Consider the following 25327-nt stretch of genomic DNA (forward strand, 5'->3'; position numbering starts at 1 on the left):
AAAAATTGTATAATCACTTGAAACTAATTAGTTAAAAAACTATATTTGTTCTTATGACATTAGCCAACTACATTAACGATTTATTATATAGATACGACTGCGTAATTGTTCCTAATTTTGGAGGATTTGTAACCAATACCATTGGTGCAAGAGTAAATACGACTACTCATACGTTTTATCCGCCCAAAAAACAATTAACATTTAATGCGTATTTACAGCATAATGATGGTTTATTGGCTAATTATATTGCTTCCACTAAAAATATTTCTTTTGAAGAAGCAACAAGTTTTATTAGCGAAGAAGTTGCTAGATGGAATGAAGAATTAAAATCTGCATCTGTTGAAGTTGCTTCAGTAGGTAGTTTATCTTTAAACGAAGCAAATCAAGTAGTTTTTGAACCAAATCCTACCAGTAATTTCTTAACATCTTCTTACGGATTAGAAGAGGTTTCAACACCTTCGGTAACAAGAGTAAAAGAAGTTAGCATAAAACCATTGCCTGTAGTTTCTGAAGAAAAAAACAGCACAATTCCGTTATATATCAAAAGAGCTGCAGCTGCTGCAGTTTTTGTAGGAGTTGCTTATGTTGGTTGGAATGGTATTCAAAACCAACAACAAAAAGAACTGTTAGCTGATCAAAAAGAAGCGGTAGAAAAGAAAATACAATCAGCAACTTTTGTAATTGATAATCCGTTACCAACGATTAACTTAAATGTTACCAAAGAAGCTAAAAATTTCCATATTATTGCGGGTGCTTTTCAAGAAGTTACCAATGCAGAAAATAAACTAGCTGAGTTAAAACAGTTAGGTTATGATGCAACTATTGTAGGGAAAAATAACTTCGGATTAACACAAGTAGCCTTTGCTAGTTATACTACAAAAGAAGACGCTAGAAAAGCTCTTGAAACGATTAAAGAATCGGTTAGTGAAGACGCTTGGTTATTAGCTAAGTAATCCTTTTAAATTTTTAAACACTACATTCTATTCCGTAAATTATTGGAGTAAAACTGCTACTTTTTATTTTGTAATTTTAATCAAGAACTAGTATAGGTTTTTTTCTTACTGTATCTTTGCGCCAAACTATAATTGATGAAAGCAAAGACACCTAAAGAATCGTTAACGACACTTACAGACCTAGTTTTACCAGGAGAAACTAACTATTTAGACAACCTTTTTGGAGGTGAGCTATTAGCTCGTATGGATAGAGCTTGTAGTATTGCTGCGCGTCGCCATTCCAGAAGGATTGTAGTTACAGCGTCGGTAAACCACGTAGCGTTTACTAAATCGGTTCCTGTAGGAAGTGTAGTTTCGTTAGAAGCAAAGGTTTCACGTGCGTTTAAATCGTCTATGGAGGTTTTTGTTGATGTTTGGATAGAAGACCGTCAATCTGGTGAAAGAACAAAAGTAAATGAAGGAATTTATACGTTTGTAGCTGTTGATGAAACTGGAAAACCAGTGCCAATTCCTCAAATTGAACCAGAAACAGAATTAGAAAAGCAACGTTATGATGCAGCTTTGCGTAGAAAACAATTAAGCTTGGTTTTAGCGGGTAAAATGGATCCTAAGGACGCCAACGAGCTAAAAGCACTTTTTTTAGATTAAAAAAGTTTATATATCATCTACATTGCCACTTTCAGATAAGAGAATGGCAATGTTTTTTGTGTTTTCAAACTGTGAAAAGATAATAATCATAATTACGGTAATAGGTACTGAAAGTATCATTCCTGTAATTCCCCAAATTTCTCCCCAAACAGCTAGTGAAAGTATGGTTACTAGCGGACTTAAGTTCAGTGATTTTCCAAAAACTTTAGGTTCAACAACGTTTCCAACAATCACCTGAATAGCACCTACTGCAAACAACACGATTAAAAAGGGTGTAAATTCTCCAAATTGTATCAAACTAAAGATAGCGGGAAATACTGTAGCTACTAATGAACCTATGGTTGGTATATAATTCAGTAAAAAGATTAAAAATGCCCAAAACGGAGCCCCATCTACTCCAACCATCAACAAAACAACATAACTTAAAATACCTGTAAGTAAACTTACATAGGTTTTTAAACGCAAATAGTTTGAAATTGAGTTTTCAACCTTCTTTAAAATAGATTGAAAGCTTTTAGAGTTTCCGTCTTTATTGGTGAATAATTGTTGGAGTTTCTTTTTAAAATTACTCTCTTCTAAGAAGATAAATAAGGCATAAATAATAATCATAAAGGTATCACCCAACAAACTGCTTATTCCGTTTGCGATATTGCCTAAAACCGAACCGTAATCAAAATCACCAACAACCGATTTAACTGAAGTTATAATATCAATATGAAAATACGCATTGAGTCGCTTAATAATAGCATCTATATTCGGTTCATAGTTCGAATAGGATGTTGTTAAATTCGAAATACTGTTGGTAATAATTTCTGAAACAAAACCAAACCCTAATACAATAAATGTAAACACAAAAACATTGCTTAACCAATACGGAATAAACTTTTTTGCAAAAGGAAGTTTGTATATGGTTTTTCTAATTTCACGTGTTAAAAACCAAAAAATAAGTGCAAAAATAAACGGAATTAAAATCCCTTTACCAATTACTAATGTGGCAATAATTGCAATAGTTACAATGATGAAATTAGCTGCTTTTGTCATAGTTTTTTTATGAGCGAATCCAGTGCGAAGGATTCAATCTGTCTTTGTTTTTATAGAGCATAAAACTAAGTTGAGATTTACCAGTAACTTTATCGGTAAAAACCTTCCCTAGCGTATCACCTGTTTTAACAGTATCTCCTTTATTTACATGCACTTCTTTTAGTTTATTGTAGGCAGAAATGTAATTACCATGCTGTACTAATACCGATTTTCTTCCGTCAGAATGTAATTGAATCACCAAAACCTTACCATTAAAAATACTTTTTACATCGGTGTTTGCTTTGGTTGCAATATACAATCCGTGACTATTGATGCTAATTCCTGGAAAGGTTGGATGCGGTTGTACACCGTATTTTCTAGTGATTATTCCGGTAACAGGCCAAGGCAAACGACCTTTGTTTTGCTCAAAGTTTGCAAGTAAGGCTTTTTCTTCGGCATTTAAAATAAACCCTGAACTGCTGGATTTACCTTTATCGGTTTTCTTTCCTTTATTCGCTTTAGCAATGGCGTCTCTAATTAACTTATCAATCTTAGCAGCAATTCTTTTTTCTTCTTTTTGTTTTTTCTGTAATTCGCTTTTATATTTTTTTTCTTGTTTCTTAATTTTTGAAACTAGTTTTTCTTGATCTTTTTTATCTCCTTCAATCTCTTTTTTCTGGTTTTTTTCAGCAGCTAATAATACTTCTTTCGACTTTTTTCTTGCTGTTAACGAATCGTTTAGTTGCTCTATTTCTTTAGTTTTTACAACAATTTCTTCACCTTGCTTGCGTCTAAAATCACTGTATTGTTGCATATATTTTAAACGTTTGTATGCCTGATAAAAGCTTTCAGACGATAGTAAAAACATGGTTTTACTCTGTTGAGATTTACTCTTGTACGATCTTACTACCATATCAGCATAATCGGCTTTTAATTTTGCCAATTGATCGTTGTATTTTTTTAATTCTTTTTCGTTCGATTTTATTTCTAACGACAATGCTTTTGCTTCTAACTCAATTGTTTCAATTAAACGTTCTCTTACTGTAATTTTTTGAGTTAAATCTTTTAAGTCATCTAAAGCATTACTTTTCTTTTTGTTTGTTTTTATTATAAGACTGTTTACCTGTTTTATTTCATTTTGAAGCTTTTTTCGTCTATTTTCAAGTTCTTTTCTATTTTGAGCAAAAGAAGAAAACCCAACAAAAAACAGGCATAAAAAGGAGATGTAAAAAACAGTACTTTTCATTTATAATTGAATTTCTTTATATCCGCTAGGAATGTTAAAATCTAAATTTAGTTTGGTGTTAAACTCAACCGATCGTGCGTTTATATTAATAATTGTAAACTTGTCTTTATCATTTGCTTTGATATTGAGTTTTTCAGGAAAATACGTCTTGTTTTTTTTATGATATTTCGGATAAGAAACTTCTAAATATTGGTTTTTTACCGAGTTAACAATCAACTGTTTATCAAGCTTAAAATGCTGCGGATTTACATAAAAAAACAAATCATATAAAGTAGGTTGGTTTTTTGGAGATAGTTGATAAGAAGCATCCTTAATTTCTACTTCTTGACGTTCAGACTTTACGTTTACCACAGCTTCACCCAACAACATGCTTTGTAGTTGCTGAAAGTTAATATCAACACCAAGTAATTCTTTAAGCATAGCAAAATCACCATCAAAATAATTCTTTTTGTAGGGTGAGTAAAACTGCACTTTGGTCGGAGTAATTTTTGCTTTAAAAACAGTAATTATTTTAGTTCCTTTTAACCAAATAACTTCATCTTTTTTAATTTTCATTCTAACTGAAAACCCAACCTCATCTTTATTACTTTTATAGTTCACTTTTAAACGAGAATCAACAGTTTCTTTATCAAAACTTGCAGCAATATGTTTTTTGGCTACTTTTCTAGCAGAAAGCTCTTTAATAGCTGTACTTTCAGTGATTTTTTTGGTTGATTTACATGAAGTAAACCCTAAGAAAACTATAAGTAATAGCGTGATGTATCTCATAAATTTAATGCTATAAACGAGGTTACTTTAAAAGTTTTGTTGCTTTGTCTTTGTAAGAATTCGATTTTTTTACATCGTTTAATCCAAGATAAGCTGTAGACATTTCTAAGTAAAACTTCGCTTCTATTTCGTTGTTGTCAATCACAAAATCAATGCCGTTTTGTAAGCTTTCCAACGCTTTTTTGTACTTTTTGTTATTATTAAGTGCTTTACCATTCATTAAATAAACAAAGGGTTGTGCAGGAAACAAACTTAATCCTTGCTCACTGTATTTGAGTAAATCTGCATCGTTTTCCACAGCTAACTTTTCTAACAGCATTTTTAAACTGATGTAAGATTTTTCTTTTTCAAAAAGTGATTTCGCATCTAAATTAGCCTCTGTTTCTTTTGGTTGAGGTTGACTTGTTGTGTTTGCTTTTGATGCCGTTAATCGCTCTTCAATTTTACGCAAGCGAGCATTTAAAAGTTTCGCTTCTTTTAATTCTGCCAATACTTTTTTAGCAGCTTCAACATTTTTATTTTGAAGATGTAAAAAAACTAAGAGTTGCTTTTTTTTAGGATGCGTTTCAGCTATTTTTTGCTGAGTTAGAATTGCCTTATCAAAATCAGCAAGTTTTCTTAAAATAGTGACTTTGTGTTCTAACATCCACAAATTACTAGACTCATTATTTAAGGCTAAATCAATATAATTTAATGCCTCAGGATTTCTTCCAAGTTTTTCGTAATTCTTAGAAAGTTCAAATAAAACAGCAGTATTATTCGGAATAACCTCGTTACATTTTTCTAAACTTTCTATGGCATTTTTATAATTGAAAATGGCTTTTTCTGAAAGTGCTTTAAAAAAATGTTGTTGAAAAATAAAGTTATTAGCTTCGTTTGTATCAACAGCAGAAGGAATGCTGTCTTGAGCATTTATAAAAGAAGAAAAAAGAAGAAAGAAAAAAGATATTATCAAGGTATTCTTTCTTCTCTTTTCTATTAGTTTTTTATGTAAGTTCTGTATAATCACCTATACTTACCGATGTATAATTTGCGTTGTATTTTGCATGATTACCAATCATGGCATTGTCTAAATTAGCATTTAAAATATGCACATTTGTTTGAATTAATGAGTTGGTAATTGTTGAGTTTTCAACCACACTATTTTCACCAATTGAAACATAAGGACCAATTTTAGTGTTTTTCAACACTACGTTTTTACCCACATAACAAGGTTGGATAATTTCAGCGTTCTTTAATACAACGTCATCAGATACTAAATTGTTGCCATCAGCCTGCTCAAAACCTAATACTTGTTTGTTGGTATCTACTGTTGGATCTTTTTTACCGCAATCCATCCATGTAGAAACTTTACCTGGTATAAATTTAGCTCCTTTTTGCTTTAAAGCTTCTAAAGCTTCTGTTAATTGATACTCACCAGATGGTCTGATGTCATTATCGATTAAGTATTTGATTTCTTCTAATAACTTATCAGCATCTTTAAAGTAGTAAATACCAATAATAGCTAGGTCTGAAACAAATTCTTTTGGCTTTTCAACGAAATCAGTAATAAACCCATCTTTCATTTTTACTACACCAAAAGCGCTAGGATCTTCAACTTGTTTTACCCAAATAGCACCGTCAGCATTTGCATCTAAGGTGAAATCAGCCTTGAATAAAGTATCAGCAAAAGCCACTACACAAGAACCTCCTAACGATTCTTTTGCACAATAAATAGCATGGGCAGTTCCTAAAGCTTCTTCTTGAACGTATACTGAACCTTTAGCCCCTAAACTTTCTGCGATTTTAATTAATTTATCTTCAGTGTCAGCAGGAAACCCTTTAGCCGCAGGACCAATAATAAAAGCAATTTCTTCTATTGGTTGGTTTACAACCGAAGTAATATCTTCAACTAAACGTTGCACAATTGGTTTACCAGCTATAACGGTTAATGGCTTAGGAGTTGTTAATGTATGAGGTCTTAAACGAGACCCAATTCCTGCCATTGGTACTATAATCTTCATAAATTTTCTTTTCGTTTTTAACGGTGCAATATACCACTAATAACGCAGTGAAAAAAGTTATAAACCTTTTGGTATGGCATCAATTAGTGTTTTGGTATAGGTTGTCTTCGGATGTTGGTAGATTTCATCGGCATCAGCAATCTCTTCTACCCTACCTTTGTTCATTACTACAAGTTGATCTGCCATGTATTTTACTACTGATAAATCATGTGAAATAAAAATATATGTAAAGTTGAATTCCGTTTTTAGTTGATTCAATAAATTCAATACTTGTGCTTGTACTGAAACATCTAAAGCAGAAACCGATTCGTCGCAAATAATTAATTTTGGTTGTAATGCGATAGCACGAGCAATCCCAATACGTTGACGTTGTCCGCCTGAAAATTCATGTGGATAACGATTAAAATGAGTTGCATCTAATCCTACTTTTTCAAGTAAATTATATACATATTCTTTTCGTTCGTTGTTAGAACTTAAAACATTGTGAACTTTCATAGGTTCTAGGATAGCATTTCCAACTGTAATTCTAGGATTCAATGAAGAAAAAGGATCCTGAAAAATAATTTGAATCTCCTTCCGTAGTTTTTTAAATTCAACTTTAGAAAGCTTGGTAATGTCAATTCCGGTGTAAAAAATATTTCCAGATGTAGCTTTTTCTAACTGTAAAATAGTTCTGCTCAAGGTGGTTTTTCCGCAACCACTCTCTCCTACTAACCCTAATGTTTCACCTTCGTAAATTTTAAAAGACACATCATTCACTGCTTTTACAACAGTTGGTTTTGAAAACCAAGAAGCATTACTGATAAAATCTTTATGTAGGTTGACAATTTCTAACAACGGAGGCTTACTGTATATTTTTTGATGAAAAGCAGCACGTTCTTCATTAGTGTATATCTCAGAACTAACAGTTTCGTTGATGAAATCGCTTACCGTAGGTAGGGTTTTAAGACGTTTTTTTGTGTTGGGCTTCGAGTTAATTAATGCTTTTGTATAACTTTCTTTCGGATGTAAAAAAACATGATTAGCACTGCCTTTTTCTACAATTGTTCCTTTATGCATAACCACAACATCATCAGCAATTTCGGAAACGAGTGCTAAATCGTGAGAAATAAAAATAATCCCCATTCCAAATTCTTGCTGTAACTCTTTTAGTAACGAAATAATTTCTTTTTGTACGGTTACGTCTAACGCAGTAGTAGGCTCATCGGCAATTAATAGTTGAGGTTTACAAGCAATAGCCATAGCAATCATTACTCGCTGTTTTTGTCCACCACTTATTTGATGAGGGTAAGAATCGTAAATAGCTTCGGGTCTTGGAAGTTTTACTTTTGAAAACAATGAAAGAACTTCCTTTTTAATTTCTTTTGATGAAAGCTGGGTGTGTTGTTGTAAAATTTCGGCAACTTGAAGACCGCAAGTCAACGTTGGATTTAAAGAACTCATCGGCTCTTGAAAAATCATGGCAATTTGATTTCCTCTAATTTTTTGAAAATCATTTTCGCTAAAATCCAGTAAATTTTGTTGATTGAAATACAATTCACCTTTTATAGCAGCTGTTTTAGGGAGTAAACCCAAAATAGCCAAAGAACTTATCGATTTTCCACTACCACTCTCCCCAACAATTCCCAGCGTTTTGTTTTTCTCTACTTCAAAAGAGATTTCTTTAACAACAGAAGGTGCGTTTTTAAAAGAGATTTCTAAATTTTTTACAAAAAGCATGTATTTAAAATTTCACTAAAAGTACAACTAAATTTTTTCAATATTCTAAAGTAAATTAAGAACAAATGTTAAATGATTGAAAAAGAGTTTTAAAAATTTTAAATAAATTAAAAATAACAAAAAACTCAATGTTTAAGCTATCTACAAAGGTGTGAAACTAGTTAAAGTGAATAAAAACAGGTTGTTAATTGTTTATTTTTTATAAAACTTCATGTTTTTTTATATATTTGCGAATGTTTTAACAAAAAGTTAAGAGTTATTTTCAAGTGAAATGCTTGCGAGTCTCTGTTTTTTTAACCAATTAACCCTTCAAAAATGAAAAAAACAATTACTCTAGCACTTTCGTGCTTCTTCACGGTGGTTGCTGCCTTTTCTCAGCAAGAACGTACATGTCATGCCGACGTGGTTATGAAACAAAAATTTGCTAAAAATCCTAATGCAGAAAGATTAATGCATCAAATGGAGACCTATACTCAACAAAAAATTGAGGAAATGGCTAGCAGACAAAGTAAAATTTCAGGAGATGTTTATCAAATTCCTGTGGTAGTTCACGTTTTATACACGAATTCATCAAACAACATTAGTAACGCACAAATTCAATCACAATTAGATGTGTTGAATGCAGATTTCCGTAGAACAAACTCAGATAGAACTAATAAATGGTCTCAAGCTGCAGATACTAAAATTGAGTTTTATTTAGCAAAAGTTGACCCTAATGGAAATGCTACTACTGGTATTACTAGAAAATCGGTTAGTAAATCTACTTGGGCTACAGATGATTCTATGAAAAAAGCTTCTTCAGGAGGAGTTAGTCCATGGAATACTGCTGAGTATTTAAACATGTGGATTGTAGATAATTTAAGTAGTGGTGGAAGAACAATTTTAGGATATGCTCAATTCCCTTGGGATACTGATAAGTCTACTGATGGGGTAGTAATGGCAGATCAATATTTTGGTACAACTGGTACAGCTCAATCTCCTTTTGACGGAGGAAGAACTACAACTCACGAGGTTGGTCACTTCTTCGGATTACGTCACATTTGGGGTGATGGTGCTTGTGGTACTGACGATTTTGTTGCTGATACTCCAGAGTCTGATGCAGCTAACTATAACTGTGCTACTGGTCATGTTTCTTGTGGTTCAGAAGATATGGTACAAAACTATATGGATTATTCAGATGATTCATGTATGAACTTATTTACTGCAGGACAAAGAGATAGAATGCATACGTATTTAGCTTCAGGAGGAGCAAGACGTGCATTAGCATTATCTGATAAATCAGGAACTCCAGTGTCTTGTACAGCTACTGTACCAACAGGTGTAGCAACTTCTTCAGTTACAGCTACAGGAGCAACTGTTTCTTGGACAGCTGTTTCAGGAGCAACGTATGATGTAAGATACAAGGCAACATCAAGTGCTTCTTGGACAACTGTTGCGGCTTCTTCAAACTCTATCGCTTTAAGCGGATTATCTGCTACAACTCAATATGAGGTTCAAGTACGTAGTAAGTGTACTTCTGCAAATTCTAACTATAGTGCTTCAGTAAACTTTACAACTCCAGCGGTCGTAATTTCTTACTGTACATCAAGCGGAAACACTTCTTATGCTACAGGAATTACAAGAGTTCAGTTTGGATCTATTGATAAAGCTGATGGGCCTTCAAAAGATAAAGGATACGAAAACTTTACTAACTTAAGTACAACAGTATCTCAATCATCGTCTACAAACTTAACAGTTTCAGTAAATACTGACGGAAACTATAGAGTTGATGCTTTCGCTTGGATTGACTGGAACCAAGATGGAGATTTTGCTGATAGTGGAGAATCTTACGATTTAGGAAATATTAGTAACGTTTCAAACGGGGCTTTACCAGCTAAGGCAATTGCTGTTCCAGCAGGAGCAAAATTAGGAAGCACTCGAATGAGAGTTTCAGCAAAATATAATTCTGACCCTACTTCTTGTGCAACAAACTTTGACGGAGAAGTAGAAGATTATACAGTGGTAGTTGGTACTGCACAAGCAGATACTCAAGCACCAACAGCACCAACAAGCTTAGCAGCTTCAAGCGTAGCGCAAACTTCTTTAACATTAAACTGGACAGCTTCAACTGATAATGTTGGTGTAACAGGTTATGATGTTTACCAAGGAGCTTCTAAAATTGGTTCAGTAACAGGAACAACTACAAACGTTACAGGATTAACAGCAGCTACTGCTTATACATTTTCGGTAAAAGCTAAAGATGCAGCAGGAAACGTTTCTGCATCAAGTAATACAGTAAATGTAACTACATTATCTAACACAGTATCATACTGTGCTTCTAAAGGAAGCAACTCTTCTTACGAGTGGATTGATAACGTACAATTAGGAGGAATGAGTAATGCTACTGGTGATAATGGTGGGTATGCTGATTTTACTTCTAAAGTAGCAACATTAGCTCAAGGAAGTTCTAACCAAATGATAGTAAGTGCAGGATTTAAGAGTTCATCTTATACAGAGCACTGGGCAGTTTGGATTGACTTTAACCAAAACGGAACATTTGAAACTTCTGAAAAAGTAGTTTCAGGGTCATCATCAAGTGCAAACAATTTAACAGCTACAGTTGCTGTACCTTCAGGAGCAACATTAGGAGCTACAAGAATGCGTGTATCTATGAAGTATAATTCGGCACAAACAGCTTGTGAAACATTTAGCTATGGTGAGGTTGAAGATTATACTGTAAATATTGTTTCTAGCGCAAGACAAGATAACTACATGAGTGCAGAGAGATTAGGAAATGAGAATAACGCAGCTGTTATGGCTTATCCAAACCCAACTGCAGATTTTGTACAAGTTAAATTAGCTTCTTTAGCAAAAGGAATGGAGTACAGAATTGTAAGCCCAAGAGGTGTAGTAGTTAAGTCTGGAAACTTAGATGCTTCAAGTATTGATGTTTCAAACTTAAAAACAGGAATGTATATCATTGAAGTTAATGATGGCCAAAAGCTATTAAGAACTAAATTAATGAAGAAATAAAATAGCATGTAAGCTATACAAATAAATGAAATCCGAGTTTTAGAAATATTACTCGGATTTTTTCATTGAGACTAAAATTAATCAACTAAACCCTTCAAAAATGAAAAGTAATTTCAAACTTTTAGTAGGTGGTTTGTCTCTGGCTGTAGCCTCAACTTTAGGTTACAAAGAGTATCAATCTTTTAAAGCTCAAAAAGAGGTTGAAAACAAAAGACAAATTCACGCAGAATTTTTAAAAAAGAGTCCTTACAAAGAGACTTTACAATGGGACAAAAAAACCCGAAAAAACAAAGGCCTTCCTCCAAACAGGTATTTTGAGCAAATGGCAGAATTAACCATGAACCCTGCAACTGGAGAATTAGAACAAGAAAATGTCGTAAAACTACGTCAAGAATTAGTTTCTAGAAGACAAGCACAAAAAACTCCTGGTGATGCTACGAACGCTTGGGAAGAAAGAGGTCCTAATAATGTTGGAGGTAGAACAAGAGTAATTATGTTCGATCCTAACGATGCAACGAACAACAAAGTTTATGCTGGTGGTGTTAGTGGTGGATTATGGGTAAATAACAACATTACCGATGCTAATTCACAATGGCAAAGAGTACAAAATGTACCAGGTAACTTAGCGGTAACGTCAATAACTGTAGACCCAAGAAACTCTAATATTTGGTATGTAGGAACAGGTGAGCAATATACCGCAGGAGATGTTGTAGGTAATGGTGTTTATAAAACAGTTGATGGGGGTACAACTTGGACAGCTGTTAACATTCCTGCTGCAGGTGGAGGTATAATTAATCACAATTCTTCTAATGTTTTCTTATCAGGAATTCATTATGTAAATGATGTTTTAGCGTGGAATAATGGTACATCTACCGAGCTATTTGTAGCTGTAGGAGCTCATGTGTATGGAGCTTCTGCTACTCCAAGAAACTGGTTAGGGTTACAATCAGCAGGTTTATACCGTTCAACAGATGGTGGTGCTAACTGGTCAAGAATTGAGTCAGCTAACATGAAGTATGATTTTAGCGGAAATAGTTATTACTACATTCCAAATGATTTAGAAGTAGGAGCTAATAATAGAATTTGGATGGGTACTATCGGTTCTGCTTTAGGACAAGGAGGAGGAAGAGTATTCAGTTCAACAAATGGTGGTACATGGACAGAAGCTGCAGCTTCTCCATTAACAGAATCTAATAGAGTTGAAATTGAACCTTCTGCTTCAGATGCTAATAAATTATATGTTTTAGCGCAAGGAACAACTTCTACAACACCAGTACGTATTTTTAAAACAACAAATGCTTTTTCTTCTGTTTCAACAGTGAGTTTACCAAACGATGCTGATACACAAATTGCAGCAAATGATTTTTGTCGTGGGCAAGCATTTTACGATTTAGTAATTGAAGCAGATCCAAGTAATGATAATATAGTTTACGTTGGTGGTATTGATTTGTTTAAAACCACTAACGGAGGTAGTTCTTGGAGTCAATTATCTCACTGGTATGGTGGGTTTGGAGTTTCAAACAATGTTCATGCAGATCAACACTCTATAGCTTTTGGAAACAGTTCATCAACTAAAATGTTATTTGGTAACGATGGAGGTATTTATTATTCTGGAAATGCAGGAAGCACAATTAACGTAAGAAACAAAGGGTACAACGTTACTCAATTTGTAAAAGCAGCCATTGGTCCTGATGGATCAGGAGATATCAATGGTATTTTTAGTGCAGGAGCGCAAGACAACGGAACGCAAGCGTTTAGAAACGCTTCAGCAGGAATAAACAGTTCTACTGAATTAAGTGATGGAGATGGTTTTTATACTTTTGTTGATAAAGATGGTCAATACATGATTGCAACTTATGTAAAGAATGTAATTTATCGTTTTAGCTTACCTTGGAATGGCCAAGGAAGAAGACAAGGTGGCGCAACTACTTTATCAAGTGATCAAAACACTGGGGATTTCGTTAACCAAATGGGATTTGATAGTGACGCTAATCGTTTATTAGCTAACAATTCAACATCTTCAGCAAATTCTATTTTAAGCATTAATGTAGCTTCAAATAGTAAAGGAACGTTATCTAACGCTTTATTAGATGCAAAACCAACTGCATTTAGAGCTTCACCTTTTACAGCAAATCGTTGGTTTGTAGGATTAGCAAATGGTAAACTTTTAAAGTTATCAAGTGTTACGAATTCGAGCGCAACATTTACTAGTGTTACTACTCCTTTTGTAGGATCTGTTTCTTCGGTAAGATTTGGTGCTACTGAAAATGATATTTTCGTAACAATGCATAACTACGGAGTTACTAGCGTATGGGCAACTTCAGATGGTGGTGCTAACTGGGTAAATAAAGAAGGAAACTTACCTAACATCCCTGTTAGAGATTTCTTACAGAATCCGTTAGATAGAAATGAAGCGATTGTTGCTACACAATTAGGAGTTTGGTCTACTTCAAACTTTAACGCAGCCACTCCTTCTTGGACACAATCATACAACGGTATGAGTGATGTTAGTGTTACTTCTTTTGATTATTGGAATGTTAACGGAACAAATACTCAAAATAAAATAATCGCTTCTACGTATGGTAGAGGGGTGTTTACAGGATCTTTTACAGCAAATACAGCTCCAGATACGCAAGCACCAACAGTACCAACAAGCTTAGCAGCATCTAGTGTTACAGCAACATCATTAACATTAAATTGGACTGCTGCTACTGATAATATTGGAGTAAGTGGTTATGATGTTTACCAAGGAGCGACTAAAATAGGAACTTCAACAAGTACATCTTTTAATGTTACAGGATTAACAGCGAGCACTGCTTATACGTTTACTGTAAAAGCAAAAGATGCGGCAGGTAATGAGTCTGCAGCAAGTAATGCAGTTAATGTTACTACACCAGCGGTTACAATTTCTTTCTGTACATCAAGTGGAAATACTTCTTATGCTACAGGAATTACAAGAGTTCAGTTTGGATCTATTGATAAAGCTGATGGACCAGCAAAAGATAAAGGGTATGAAGATTTTACAAATTTAAGTACAACAGTAGCTCAATCATCATCTACAAACTTAACAGTTTCAGTAAATACAGATGGAAACTATAGAGTTGATGCTTTCGCTTGGATCGACTGGAACCAAGATGGAGATTTTGCTGACAGCGGAGAATCTTATGATTTAGGAAATATCAGTAATGTTTCAAACGGAGCATTACCTGTAAAAGCAATTGCTGTTCCTTCTGGAGCAAAATTAGGAAGTACTCGAATGAGAATTTCAGCTAAATATAATTCAGATCCTACATCTTGTGCTACAAATTTTGACGGAGAAGTAGAAGATTATACAGTAGTAGTTGGAGAAGCACAAGCAGATACACAGGCGCCAACAGCACCAGGAAGTTTTGCTGCTTCAAGTGTTACTCAAACTTCATTAACATTAGGTTGGGTAGCTTCAACTGATAATGTTGGTGTAGCGGGTTATGATGTTTATCAAGGAGCTACTAAATTAGCTACAGTAACTACAACTACTTACAATGTTACAGGTTTAACAGCAGCTACTGCTTACACATTCTCAGTAAAAGCAAAAGATGCTGCAGGAAACGAATCTGCTGCTAGTACAGTAAATGTAACTACGCAAGATAACACACCAACACCTGTTAACTATTGTACTTCGAAAGGAAATAGAAATAGTTATGAATGGATTGATAAAGTTGTAATTGGAGGAATATCTAACGTAACAGGTGCAGGTGCTACAGGATATTCTGATTTCACATCACAAGTAGGAACTTTAGTTAGAGGTACTACAAATTCAATAACGTTAAGCGCAGGATTTAGAAGTTCTTCTTACACTGAATTTTGGGGAGTTTGGATAGACTTTAATCAAAATGGAGTTTTTGAAGATAGTGAAAGAGTAACATCAGGTTCTTCATCAAGTTCTGGAGATATTGTAGATAGTACAGTAATAGTTCCTTCTAACGCAGTTTTAGGAAATACGCGTATGAGAGTATCTATGAAATATAACTCAAACCAAACAGCTTGTGAAACTTTTGCAGATGGAGAAGTTGAAGATTACACAATAAATATTGTTGCTACATCTAGTGCAGGATTTAATGTATCTTCAATAGGAAATTTTAACGCTGAAGAGTTAGGAAATGAGGCTAGTTCAAACATTATGGCTTACCCTAACCCAGCGGTAGATTTTGTACAGCTTAAATTAGCATCTAAAACTAAAAACATGACTTATAGAATCGTAAATTCTAAAGGACGTGTTTTAAAAGCAGGTCGTTTAAGCGGTGAAAATATTGATGTTTCTAACTTAAATACAGGTATTTATATTGTCGAAGTTAACGACGGTCAAAAACTATTAAGAACCAAGTTAATGAAGAAATAATTAAATACTCTTTTAATTATCAAAACCCGAGCAATTGCTCGGGTTTTTTGTTTCTTTGCATAAAATTTTAGAGGATGAATTACCTATCAGTAGAAAATATAGCAAAATCGTATGGTGAAAAGGTCTTGTTTGAAGATATTTCCTTCGGAATTAATAAAGACCAAAAGATTGCGTTTGTTGCAAAAAACGGTAGCGGAAAAACCTCTATTTTAAATATTATTGCAGGAAAAGATACTCCTGATGATGGTCAGGTTATAAGCCGTAAAGGAATTAACATTGCTTATTTAGCCCAAGACGATAATTTGAATCCTGAGTTAACGATAGAAGAAACTATTTTTTCTACTGAAAGCACGATTCTTCCAATCATTCAGCAATACGAAAAAGCATTGCAAAACCCTGACGATGCCGAAACCTATCAAAAAGCATTTGAGTTGATGGAGCAGCACAATGCTTGGGATTTTGAAACGCAATACAAACAAATACTTTCTAAGTTAAAGCTAGACGATTTATCACAAAAAGTTGGAAGACTTTCTGGAGGTCAAAAAAAGCGTTTATCCTTAGCAATTATCTTAATAAACAAGCCTGATTTATTAATTCTTGATGAGCCAACAAACCATTTAGATTTAGAAATGATCGAGTGGCTTGAAGCCTTTTTCGCTAAAGAAAAAATCACCTTGTTTATGGTTACACACGACCGTTATTTTTTAGAGCGTGTGTGTAATGAAATTATCGAGTTAGACAACGGAAAATTATATAAATATAAAGGAAATTATTCTTATTACCTTCAAAATAAAGAAGAACGATTGGCTTTAGAAGCCACCAATTTAAGCAAAGCAAAAAGTTTGTTTAAAAAGGAATTAGATTGGATGCGTCGTCAACCGAAAGCCCGTACCACCAAATCAAAATCTCGTATTGATGATTTCTTTGAAATAAAGGCAAAAGCAAAGCAACGCAGACAAGAACATGAAGTTCAGTTAGAAATTAACATGGAGCGTTTAGGAAGTAAAATTGTTGAGCTTCATAAACTAAAAAAGAGCTTTGGGGACAAGGTTATTTTAGATGGATTTGAGTATGTTTTTAAACGAGGAGAGCGTATTGGAATCATCGGTAAAAACGGTACGGGAAAATCATCATTCTTAAATATATTAACAGGTAAAATTCCTGTTGATGGCGGTAAGGTAATTGTTGGTGAAACCGTAAAATTTGGATACTACACCCAAAAAGGAATTCAAATAAAAGAAGGTCAGAAAGTAATTGAAGTTATTAAAGAGTTTGGAGAAGAAATTCCGTTAACGAAAGGAAGAAGAATTTCTGCAGCCCAATTATTAGAACGTTTTTTATTCGACCGAAAAAAGCAACACGATTTTGTTGAAAAATTAAGTGGAGGAGAGCAGAAGCGATTGTATTTATGTGCAGTGTTAATTCAAAATCCGAACTTCTTAATTTTAGATGAGCCAACCAACGATTTAGATGTGGTAACACTAAACGTTTTAGAAAGTTTTTTACTCGATTATCCAGGAAATTTAATGGTGGTATCGCACGACCGTTATTTTATGGATAAAATTGTTGACGGATTGTTTGTTTTCAAAGGAGAAGGAGAAGTTGAGAATTTCCCTGGAAATTACTCAGATTACAGAGCGTATGAGAGTTCGTTACCACCAGAACCTAAAGAAGAGAAGAAAGTAGCTGAAAAGCAAGAAAAAACACCTCAGAAAGGAAAGTTAAGTTATAACGAAAAACGAGAGTTTGGTCAACTAGAGGTTGATATTGAAAGGTTACAAAAGAAGAAATTAAAATTAGAAGCGCAATTCACCAACGGAGAAATAGCGATGGATGATATCAATGAAAAATCTTTAGAGCTACAAGAAATTATAGAAAGTTTAGAAGAAAAAGAAGAGCGTTGGTTTGAACTTTCAATGAAATTGGAAGGAGAATAGTTTAATATTACACTTTTATAATATCAATTTCATCAACCAAAGGTTTATTTAAAAAGCGTAATAACAACTGAGCTACCGCTACGGTATCTCGTTCGCAATACTCAACAATACGAGATAGGTTTTTCTCTTGGTAATAAACATTAGCAACCTCACTTCCATCAATATCTTGTTTGGGTGATGGAATCCCTAAAATAGAGGTAAGTAACTTTAAAGAAGTATAGTGTTTATAGTCGCCAAATTTCCATAGGTCTAAAGTATCTAAATGCGGAACTTCCCATGGTTTTTTTCCAAATAAATTGAGTTTTTTAGGTAATTCAATTTGATTGATAATCATGCGTCGTGCTATATACGGGAAATCGAACTCTTTACCATTATGTGCGCACAACAAATGATTGGGATGGTTGAAATGTGTATTTAATAAGTTTTTAAAGTCGAGTAGGAGCTTATGCTCATTATCACCATAAAAAGAAGTAACTCTTAGTTGATTTATACCTTTTCGCTCTACAAAATATCCAACCGAAATACAGATTATCTTGCCAAATTCAGCCCATATACCTGCACGGTGATAAAACTCTTCAGGAGTAAATTCATCCTTACGTTGATACTGTGTTTTTAACGCATACAATTCTTGCATTTCAGGAGATAAATCTGCAAACAGTTCTACTTCAGGAACAGTTTCAATATCTAAAAACAAGATGTTTTGTAAGTTGAGTTTATTCAGCATTTTTTTCTTTTATTAAAGCATACACACTAACGTTTGACAATGTTTTTTCTGTTTCCGTATCATTGTCTCTATTTAAATTTACGTTTAGAAAAATAAGCTTAACATTCAAATTATTAAAGCTTTCTTCAAGAGTCATAAAATCAGGATTAATGTTATATGTTTTTCCATGATTTTTAAGATTCTGAATCATTTTTGAACAATCTATCTCACCAACAAGTGTATCATTTTTTATTACTTTAATGCTACTTGATTTTTTACCCAAACTAAAATGATAACCATTAATCGAATTTCTCTTTTCACGTCTATTGATATACAATCTCTTTAAAATATCATAATCTTTAACGTTGATTATCATGTTGTTTTCATTAATATTAAAATAATGATTTTCGTATGGATCATTAATTTTATCGGTTACTTTAATATGTAAAGTATCCATCAACTTATTTTGTAATTGCCAATGACTTTCGGTTTTAAACGAAGCTTTTGGGTTGTAACCTAAGATACTTTCTAATTTATCTAAATCGTTTTTGTCATTTAAATATCCTACAATAGAACGTAATTGATTTTTCTTCTCAAAAGTAGTGGCGAAATCTGAGTTTTTAATATCGGTATATACTTTTTCAAATCGACGAACTTGACTGTTAGTTGATATGGTAAAAACTCCCCAAAACCCGAAAGAAACGACCATTGCTATAATAGCCAAACTAAACGGAAATACCTTTATTTTCTTTTTTTTACTAAAAAGCATGTACAAAGTCATGGCTAAAATCCATAACGCTAACGCGAATACGAAATAACGATTTTCGGTGATTCCATATTCGTTAATTCGTCTAAAAATAGCCACAAATAACAATCCGATTAGCGGTAATAATAAGTAATAAAACCAAGGATAAAATCTTTTAATAGTACGAGATGCTATTGTTTTTTGAATAGGATTGATAAGTATTTGAATACTAAATCCTAAAAACGATAAAGCAACGACTAAATAAGAAACCCATCCTTTAGGTAAACTCCAATTGATTACAATTTTTAAACTATACGCATATAAAATGATGAGGTATAAAATTACTAACGGAATTAAAATATATTTTACTAAAACTTCTAGTGCTTTTGTATAATCAATAATTGTTTGATTGTGCACGTCTTTTGGAAAATCAGAAAGGTAAATCCACGTATTTACAATCCCCATAGAAATCACAAAAATTTGAAAGAAGCGATCACCTTTAAAATCAACATTAAATAAGTGTTTTATAGCTAATAACGCTAAAACAACTCCTAAATATAGGATTAGTGAAAAGAAAAGACTTCTAATAATTGCAACAAAAACAGCTTTTAAATAATTGAAATATGCAGATTTATGCCAGCGTAAAATAAAGGGAGCTACCATTATTAATAAATGACCAGCAATGAAGTAAAGTATAAATCGAATTATTGAGTTTTGATCTATCCGGTTATTTTCAATAGAAATACTAAAATAAAATCCAACTAAAAACCCAAAGGTTATTAAAAACAACCAAGTTTTGTTTTTTTTGAACTGTTCTTCAAAAAACCGAGTAGTTATTAACCAGCTAATACCTAAAGTAAAAATCAAGATAATTCTTCCGGTAAAAGAATTGTCGAAAGTATCATTTTCAATGGCAAATAAAGTAAAAAACGAACCAATTATTGCCCATAAAAGTGTAATTGGAAAACGTTTAAAGGTATCTTTAGTTTTAGAGGTTATTTCACCAAAGGAAGGTATAAATTTCATAGAAATTCTTTTTATAAATATACAAAAACCAAAAACACCTCAAAGCGAAAAGATTTATAAAGCAGTTGTTATGTTTAATGAAAAGTACCGAAAAGATTAAATCAACGTTAAGTTAAAAGCAAAAGCTAGTGATTTGTAATTTTATGATTACTTTTGAATAACACAATTACAAAAAACATGAATACTAGCGATATTAAAATTCTACTAGTTGATGATGAACCAGATATTTTAGAAATTGTTGGCTACAATTTAAAATCAGAAGGATATCAGGTGTTTACTGCCAATAACGGGGCAGAAGCTTTAAAAACTGCTAAAAAAGTACTTCCGCATTTAATTTTATTAGACATCATGATGCCTGAAATGGATGGTATCGAAGCATGTGAAAAAATTAGGAATATTAAGGCTCTTGAAGATGTTTTAATTTCTTTCTTAACTGCTAGAGGAGAAGACTATTCACAAGTTGCTGGATTTGATGCTGGAGCTGATGATTACATTACAAAACCCGTAAAACCAAAGGTTTTAGTTAGTAAAGTAAAATCATTGTTACGTCGATTAAAAACTGAAGAAAAAGCTGAATCTACAACTCAAATAGGAGATATCTTAATTAACAGAGATGAATATGTAGTTTTTAAAGGAGAAGAAAGAATCGCCTTACCGAGAAAAGAATTTGAGTTATTTTCTTTGTTAACCTCAAAACCAGGAAAAGTATTTAAAAGAGAAGTTATTTTAGATAGCGTTTGGGGAAATGAAGTTGTTGTTGGCGGTAGAACAATTGATGTTCATATTCGCAAACTACGTGAAAAAATAGGAGATGATTATTTTAAAACAGTTAAAGGCGTAGGCTACAAATTTGTTTTAGAAGATACAGAGAAATAATTTTTAAAACCTAAAAATTAATAAGTAGATTGCTAAGGCAATCTATTTTTTTATCTATGGTAAAAATAAAAAAAACATACAGATACGCTCTTTGGTCGGCATTGTATTCAACACTTTTGTCAGTAATAATAGCAATATTATCGTATTTACTTTTAGTAAATAGTTTAGGGTTTGGTGCGGTAATAATTTTTGGTGTAGCCATGTTTATTGTGTCCTTTTTTGTAATACAATACAGAGCAGAACATTTTATTTATCAACGTGTAAAAAAGATGTACGAAGACATTTCAATTTTAGATGTTAACGATTTAAAGCGAAAAAAAGTAACTACCGATATTGAAGAGCTTACTAAAAGTGTACAGGAATATGTAGAGGGAAAAAGTGAAGAAATAGCGCATTTAACACAACGAGATTCTTTTCGTAGAGATTTCTTAGGAAACGTAGCACACGAACTTAAAACACCTTTGTTTACAGTTCAAGGGTACATTCTAACACTGATTGAAGGAGCTGCTGATGATAAAGAAATCCTTGAAAAATATTTAGAAAGAGCCAACAAAGGAGTGGAAAGATTAACGTCTATTGTGAAAGACTTAGACATGATTGCTAAGTTAGAAACAGAAGGAATGAAGATGAATATCGAAACATTCAATATCATTGAGTTAATTCAAAATGTATTTGATTTATTTGAAATGAAGGCTAAGAAAAGAAACATCATGTTGCGTTTCGATAGAGTCTACGATTTCCCTCATTTTGTTAAAGGCGATGTAGAAAGAATAGAACAAGTACTTATAAACTTAGTAGTAAATTCTATCAAATACGGTAGAGTAGGAGGTGTAACCACTGTGAGTGTAGAGGCGTATAATCAAAACAAATTTGTTGTTAAAATAAAAGATAATGGAGAAGGAATTAAGCAAGAACACTTATCGCGTTTGTTTGAACGTTTTTATCGTGTAGACCAAAGTAGATCACGAGAACAAGGAGGTTCTGGACTAGGACTTTCTATTGTAAAACACATTATTGAAGCGCATAACGAAACCATTCTTTTAAAGAGTAAATATGGTGAAGGATCGGAGTTTTCGTTTACTTTACCAAAAGCGATGAAAAAATAAAAAAAGGAGTTGATTTTTCAACTCCTTTTTTGTTATAATTATTTTAAATCGAAACCAATATCTCTTCGATAATTCATTTTATCAAAGGTTATTTTATCGATGCTTTTGTAGGATTTTTCTAAGGCTTCTTCTATCGAATTTCCAAAAGAAGTAATTGCCATTACTCGACCACCATTGGTAACTACTTTTCCTTCATTTAAAGTAGTTCCTGCATGAAAAACAATAGAGTCTTCTACCGAGTCAAAACCTGTAATTTCTTTTCCTTTTCCGTAAGCTTCAGGATACCCTCCAGAAACTAACATTACAGTTGTTGCTGTTTGAGGTGTTACTTCGTACGATTTTTCTCCTAAAGTTTGTGTTGCAACCCCTTCAAATAACTCTAGTAAGTCTGATTGAATACGAGGTAATACAACTTCTGTTTCAGGATCACCCATACGAACGTTGTATTCAACTACAGACGGATTTCCGTTATCATTCATCAATCCTATGAAAATAAATCCACGGTAATCAATTCCGTCTTTTTGTAAACCGTTAATCGTTGGTTTAACGATTAATTCTTCAACTTTCGTTAAAAAATCATCAGTAGCAAAAGGAACAGGAGAAATTGCACCCATACCACCTGTATTTAGTCCTGTATCACCTTCTCCGATACGTTTGTAATCTTTAGCAGAAGGTAAAATTTTATAATTTTTTCCGTCAGTTAATACGAAAACAGATAGTTCAATTCCTTTTAAAAACTCTTCTATAACAACAGTTGATGAAGCATTTCCAAATTTTTGGTTGGAAAGCATTTCTTCTAATTCAGCTTTAGCTTCTTCTAAATCGTTTAAAATTAAAACTCCTTTTCCTGCTGCTAATCCGTCTGCTTTTAATACATACGGGGCATCAAGCGTTTCTAAGAATTTTTTCCCTTCAGCTAAGGTTTCAGTAGTAAAAGATTGGTAACGAGCAGTAGGAATGTTGTGTTTTTCCATGAATTGCTTCGAAAAATCTTTACTTCCTTCTAACAAAGCACCATCTTTTTTAGGTCCGATAACAGGTATGTTTTTCAAGTCTTCATCGGCTAAGAAAAAGTCGTGAACTCCTTCAACTAAAGGAGCTTCAGGACCTACAACGACCATGTTAATATCGTGTTGTAAAACGGTTTTTTTTACCTGAGGAAAATCAGTTGGATTAATAGCAATATTAGTAGCTATAGCACTAGTTCCTGCATTACCAGGAGCCACATAAAGATTGTTGATTTTAGCGCTTTCTGAAAGCTTTTTAGCAAAGGCGTGCTCTCGTCCGCCCGATCCTAAAATTAGAATGTTCATTTTTGTGTGTTGTTGTGTTGTGAGTGCAAATATAAAATAAGAAAAAGAGGAGGGCTAAAAAAGATTGAAAATTCGTCATTGCGAGTGAAACGAGGCAATCTTTAAGTAGTATACTTTTGATAGATTACTTCACTTCGTTCGCAATGACGTACAGTTTCTCTAGAATATTTGTTCTAGTATTTTTTGTGTAATAGCATATGTAGGTGTTACTCCGCTCATACCAAGACCACCAGAAGCAAGTGTAGCACCGGTTTCTAATGGGTTATCTGATGCGTAGTATGCATAACGCACTTTTACATTTTCAGAAATATTTCCTCTAATTCTTGAAGCAGATTGAATTGCTTTTTGGTAGTGCGCTCCTTCCATTTCTAATCCGATTACATTCCAAGTAGAATCGTGGAAGAATTTTAATAAATCTTTGTTTTGTAACGAGGTTCCTAATACACTCACCATAGCTCCATCAAAAACTTTTACTCCAAAACCTTCTAAATCTTCTTTTGAAAGCTCGTTTTTAAACGGATAATTATCTGCTGTTCCTTCAAAAATATGTGAAGAAGGAATCATAATATCTCCTTTTCCGCCTTCTAAAATACCAGCTTTACCCATGATAGAAATCGATTGTACATCTAAATGAATGGTTTTACTACCAGTTTTGTATGGTTTTAAAAGCTCATCCATGGTTTCGTACGCTTGTTCACCAAAGGCATAATCCATCACAACAATTACAGGTTTTTCTCCAACAGAATTTACTTTGCTAAATGTATTGGTATCGAAATTGATTTTATCAGTATCAATTATTTGTACATTAATGTTGGTTCCTGATGTATCTTTAATGTATATCAATCCATTTTCTGAAGCATGGTTTTTTACAGCCGATTGTAATGCTGTGCTATTACTGTTACTTAGCACTTCAAAAAGTTGGAAACCATTATGTTTTTTAGCTTCTTTTGGTAAGGCGTTTTGCGCATAAATACTATTCATTACACTGTGCATGTTCGCACTAATAATGTGTATAGGTCGCTGGATTAATCCGTTTTCTAACAATACTTTTTTAATATTGTTTGCCCAAATTTCACCGTAAATATGATGCCCAATTTCTTCAATTAATACCGAACTGAATTTAACCGAACGCTTTTGATCGTATAAAGTTTCGTTAATAGCTAATTTACCTAACCAGTAGATTAAGTGGAAAAATCTATTTGGATTGTCTTCGGTAGCAAAAGTGTTGTAAGCGTCGTACACTTCATCGTAGGTTCTACCTAAAATATTCCCTAAATGCACCACAATTACATCCTTCTCTTCATCGGTAAGTGTTTTGTTGTGAAGTACGATATCTTCTAACAACAACCATTCACGAATAAAGTTTTCGCTGTTATCAATTACAACACGATCTTTTATTTTATGCGATTCGATGAATAGGAAAGTTAAGTGTGTAAGAATGTCGTAAATTTCTGAACGACCACGCGTAATTTCGATATTCATTTGATCTTTATCTATTCGATAACAATTTCTCCTTCTTTTTGGCGGAACAATTGCTTTGAATTTTGAATTGCGATAACCTTCATCTGCAGTTAAATAGATAAACTGACATTCTTCAATTCCTTCTGGTAAACGTTCTATAATGTATACTAATCCGTTTAACTCGGTTTTATCTTCTGCGATAGACCCATAAATTTCTGGGCGCAATAATAAAAGTGATTTTCGTAAGGTTTCGCCAGAAACTCCCATTGGTTTATAAAAACCGCGACTAAATAGGTGTCGCATCGAAATGTATAAACGTTCAATAGCATTTGTAGATTCTTGTGCTCTTGTACGTTCTTTTTGGATAGATTTTGACATATGTTTTTAAAGTACAAATATACAAATTATGCTTT

Annotated in this window: 17 protein-coding genes; 7 read left to right on the forward strand and 10 right to left on the reverse strand. The window is 33.2% G+C overall.

Annotation, left to right across the window (positions count from 1 at the left end; all coding sequences use genetic code 11):
- The first annotated feature begins 53 nt into the window (after positions 1 to 53).
- The gene (locus ACKTST_RS00110; RefSeq protein ID WP_408045760.1) at positions 54 to 953 is read left to right on the forward strand and encodes an HU domain-containing protein; all 900 of its coding nucleotides are present in this window, start codon (positions 54 to 56) and stop codon (positions 951 to 953) included.
- Between the two features lie 135 nt (positions 954 to 1088).
- On the forward strand, positions 1089 to 1601 hold the full coding sequence (locus tag ACKTST_RS00115) for an acyl-CoA thioesterase (protein WP_408045761.1): 513 nt from the start codon (positions 1089 to 1091) through the stop codon (positions 1599 to 1601).
- A 6-nt stretch (positions 1602 to 1607) separates the two neighbouring features.
- On the opposite strand, the gene ACKTST_RS00120 is transcribed toward ACKTST_RS00115, so the two are convergent.
- The 6 genes from ACKTST_RS00120 to ACKTST_RS00145 are packed head-to-tail and all read right to left on the reverse strand — an operon-like array spanning position 1608 to position 8357.
- Entirely contained in the window at positions 1608 to 2642 is a 1035-nt protein-coding gene (locus tag ACKTST_RS00120) for an AI-2E family transporter (protein ID WP_408045762.1), read from the reverse strand.
- Positions 2643 to 2649: 7 nt separating this feature from the next.
- Positions 2650 to 3867 carry a murein hydrolase activator EnvC family protein gene (locus tag ACKTST_RS00125; protein WP_408045763.1) on the reverse strand — a complete coding sequence of 406 codons (1218 nt, stop codon included), beginning with the start codon at positions 3865 to 3867 and terminating at the stop codon, positions 2650 to 2652.
- Positions 3868 to 4635 (reverse strand): DUF4292 domain-containing protein, encoded by a 768-nt coding sequence (locus ACKTST_RS00130; protein ID WP_408045764.1) that lies wholly within the window; start codon positions 4633 to 4635, stop codon positions 3868 to 3870.
- Between the two features lie 22 nt (positions 4636 to 4657).
- The gene (locus ACKTST_RS00135; RefSeq protein WP_408045765.1) at positions 4658 to 5590 is read right to left on the reverse strand and encodes a tetratricopeptide repeat protein; all 933 of its coding nucleotides are present in this window, start codon (positions 5588 to 5590) and stop codon (positions 4658 to 4660) included.
- A gap of 31 nt (positions 5591 to 5621) precedes the next feature.
- A complete protein-coding gene (locus ACKTST_RS00140) occupies positions 5622 to 6638 on the reverse strand; it encodes a sugar phosphate nucleotidyltransferase (RefSeq protein WP_408045766.1) in 1017 nt (338 codons plus the stop codon).
- Positions 6639 to 6695: 57 nt separating this feature from the next.
- Positions 6696 to 8357 carry an ABC transporter ATP-binding protein gene (locus ACKTST_RS00145; protein WP_408045767.1) on the reverse strand — a complete coding sequence of 554 codons (1662 nt, stop codon included), beginning with the start codon at positions 8355 to 8357 and terminating at the stop codon, positions 6696 to 6698.
- A gap of 315 nt (positions 8358 to 8672) precedes the next feature.
- Here ACKTST_RS00145 and ACKTST_RS00150 point away from each other — a divergent pair, with 315 nt between their 5' ends.
- From ACKTST_RS00150 to ACKTST_RS00160, 3 genes are all read left to right on the forward strand, one after another.
- Positions 8673 to 11369, forward strand: a complete 2697-nt coding sequence (locus tag ACKTST_RS00150) for a GEVED domain-containing protein (RefSeq protein ID WP_408045768.1) — start codon at positions 8673 to 8675, stop codon at positions 11367 to 11369.
- A gap of 100 nt (positions 11370 to 11469) precedes the next feature.
- A complete protein-coding gene (locus ACKTST_RS00155; RefSeq protein WP_408045769.1) occupies positions 11470 to 15747 on the forward strand; it encodes a GEVED domain-containing protein in 4278 nt (1425 codons plus the stop codon).
- 74 nt (positions 15748 to 15821) lie between these two features.
- Positions 15822 to 17684, forward strand: a complete 1863-nt coding sequence (locus ACKTST_RS00160; protein WP_408045770.1) for an ABC-F family ATP-binding cassette domain-containing protein — start codon at positions 15822 to 15824, stop codon at positions 17682 to 17684.
- 7 nt (positions 17685 to 17691) lie between these two features.
- Here the strand turns inward: ACKTST_RS00160 and ACKTST_RS00165 are convergent, their stop codons facing one another.
- Both ACKTST_RS00165 and ACKTST_RS00170 read right to left on the reverse strand, forming a co-directional pair.
- The gene (locus tag ACKTST_RS00165) at positions 17692 to 18408 is read right to left on the reverse strand and encodes a 3'-5' exonuclease (RefSeq protein WP_408045771.1); all 717 of its coding nucleotides are present in this window, start codon (positions 18406 to 18408) and stop codon (positions 17692 to 17694) included.
- Positions 18398 to 20158 carry a DUF4153 domain-containing protein gene (locus ACKTST_RS00170; protein ID WP_408045772.1) on the reverse strand — a complete coding sequence of 587 codons (1761 nt, stop codon included), beginning with the start codon at positions 20156 to 20158 and terminating at the stop codon, positions 18398 to 18400. The genes ACKTST_RS00165 and ACKTST_RS00170 overlap by 11 nt, the downstream gene beginning before the upstream one ends.
- Before the next feature lie 177 nt (positions 20159 to 20335).
- Here ACKTST_RS00170 and ACKTST_RS00175 point away from each other — a divergent pair, with 177 nt between their 5' ends.
- Positions 20336 to 21034, forward strand: a complete 699-nt coding sequence (locus tag ACKTST_RS00175) for a response regulator transcription factor (RefSeq protein ID WP_408045773.1) — start codon at positions 20336 to 20338, stop codon at positions 21032 to 21034.
- Positions 21035 to 21090: 56 nt separating this feature from the next.
- Positions 21091 to 22140: a sensor histidine kinase gene (locus tag ACKTST_RS00180; protein WP_408045774.1), complete on the forward strand. Its 1050-nt coding sequence runs from the start codon at positions 21091 to 21093 to the stop codon at positions 22138 to 22140.
- Between the two features lie 38 nt (positions 22141 to 22178).
- Here ACKTST_RS00180 and purD read toward each other — a convergent pair whose 3' ends face one another.
- The gene (gene purD, locus ACKTST_RS00185) at positions 22179 to 23453 is read right to left on the reverse strand and encodes a phosphoribosylamine--glycine ligase (protein ID WP_408045775.1); all 1275 of its coding nucleotides are present in this window, start codon (positions 23451 to 23453) and stop codon (positions 22179 to 22181) included.
- 159 nt (positions 23454 to 23612) lie between these two features.
- Complete coding sequence (locus ACKTST_RS00190) at positions 23613 to 25292, reverse strand: DUF6909 family protein (protein WP_408045776.1); 1680 nt, start codon at positions 25290 to 25292, stop codon at positions 23613 to 23615.
- Positions 25293 to 25327: the final 35 nt, after the last annotated feature.

This window comes from Tenacibaculum crassostreae (assembly GCF_964512405.1).
Classification (GTDB): domain Bacteria; phylum Bacteroidota; class Bacteroidia; order Flavobacteriales; family Flavobacteriaceae; genus Polaribacter; species Polaribacter crassostreae.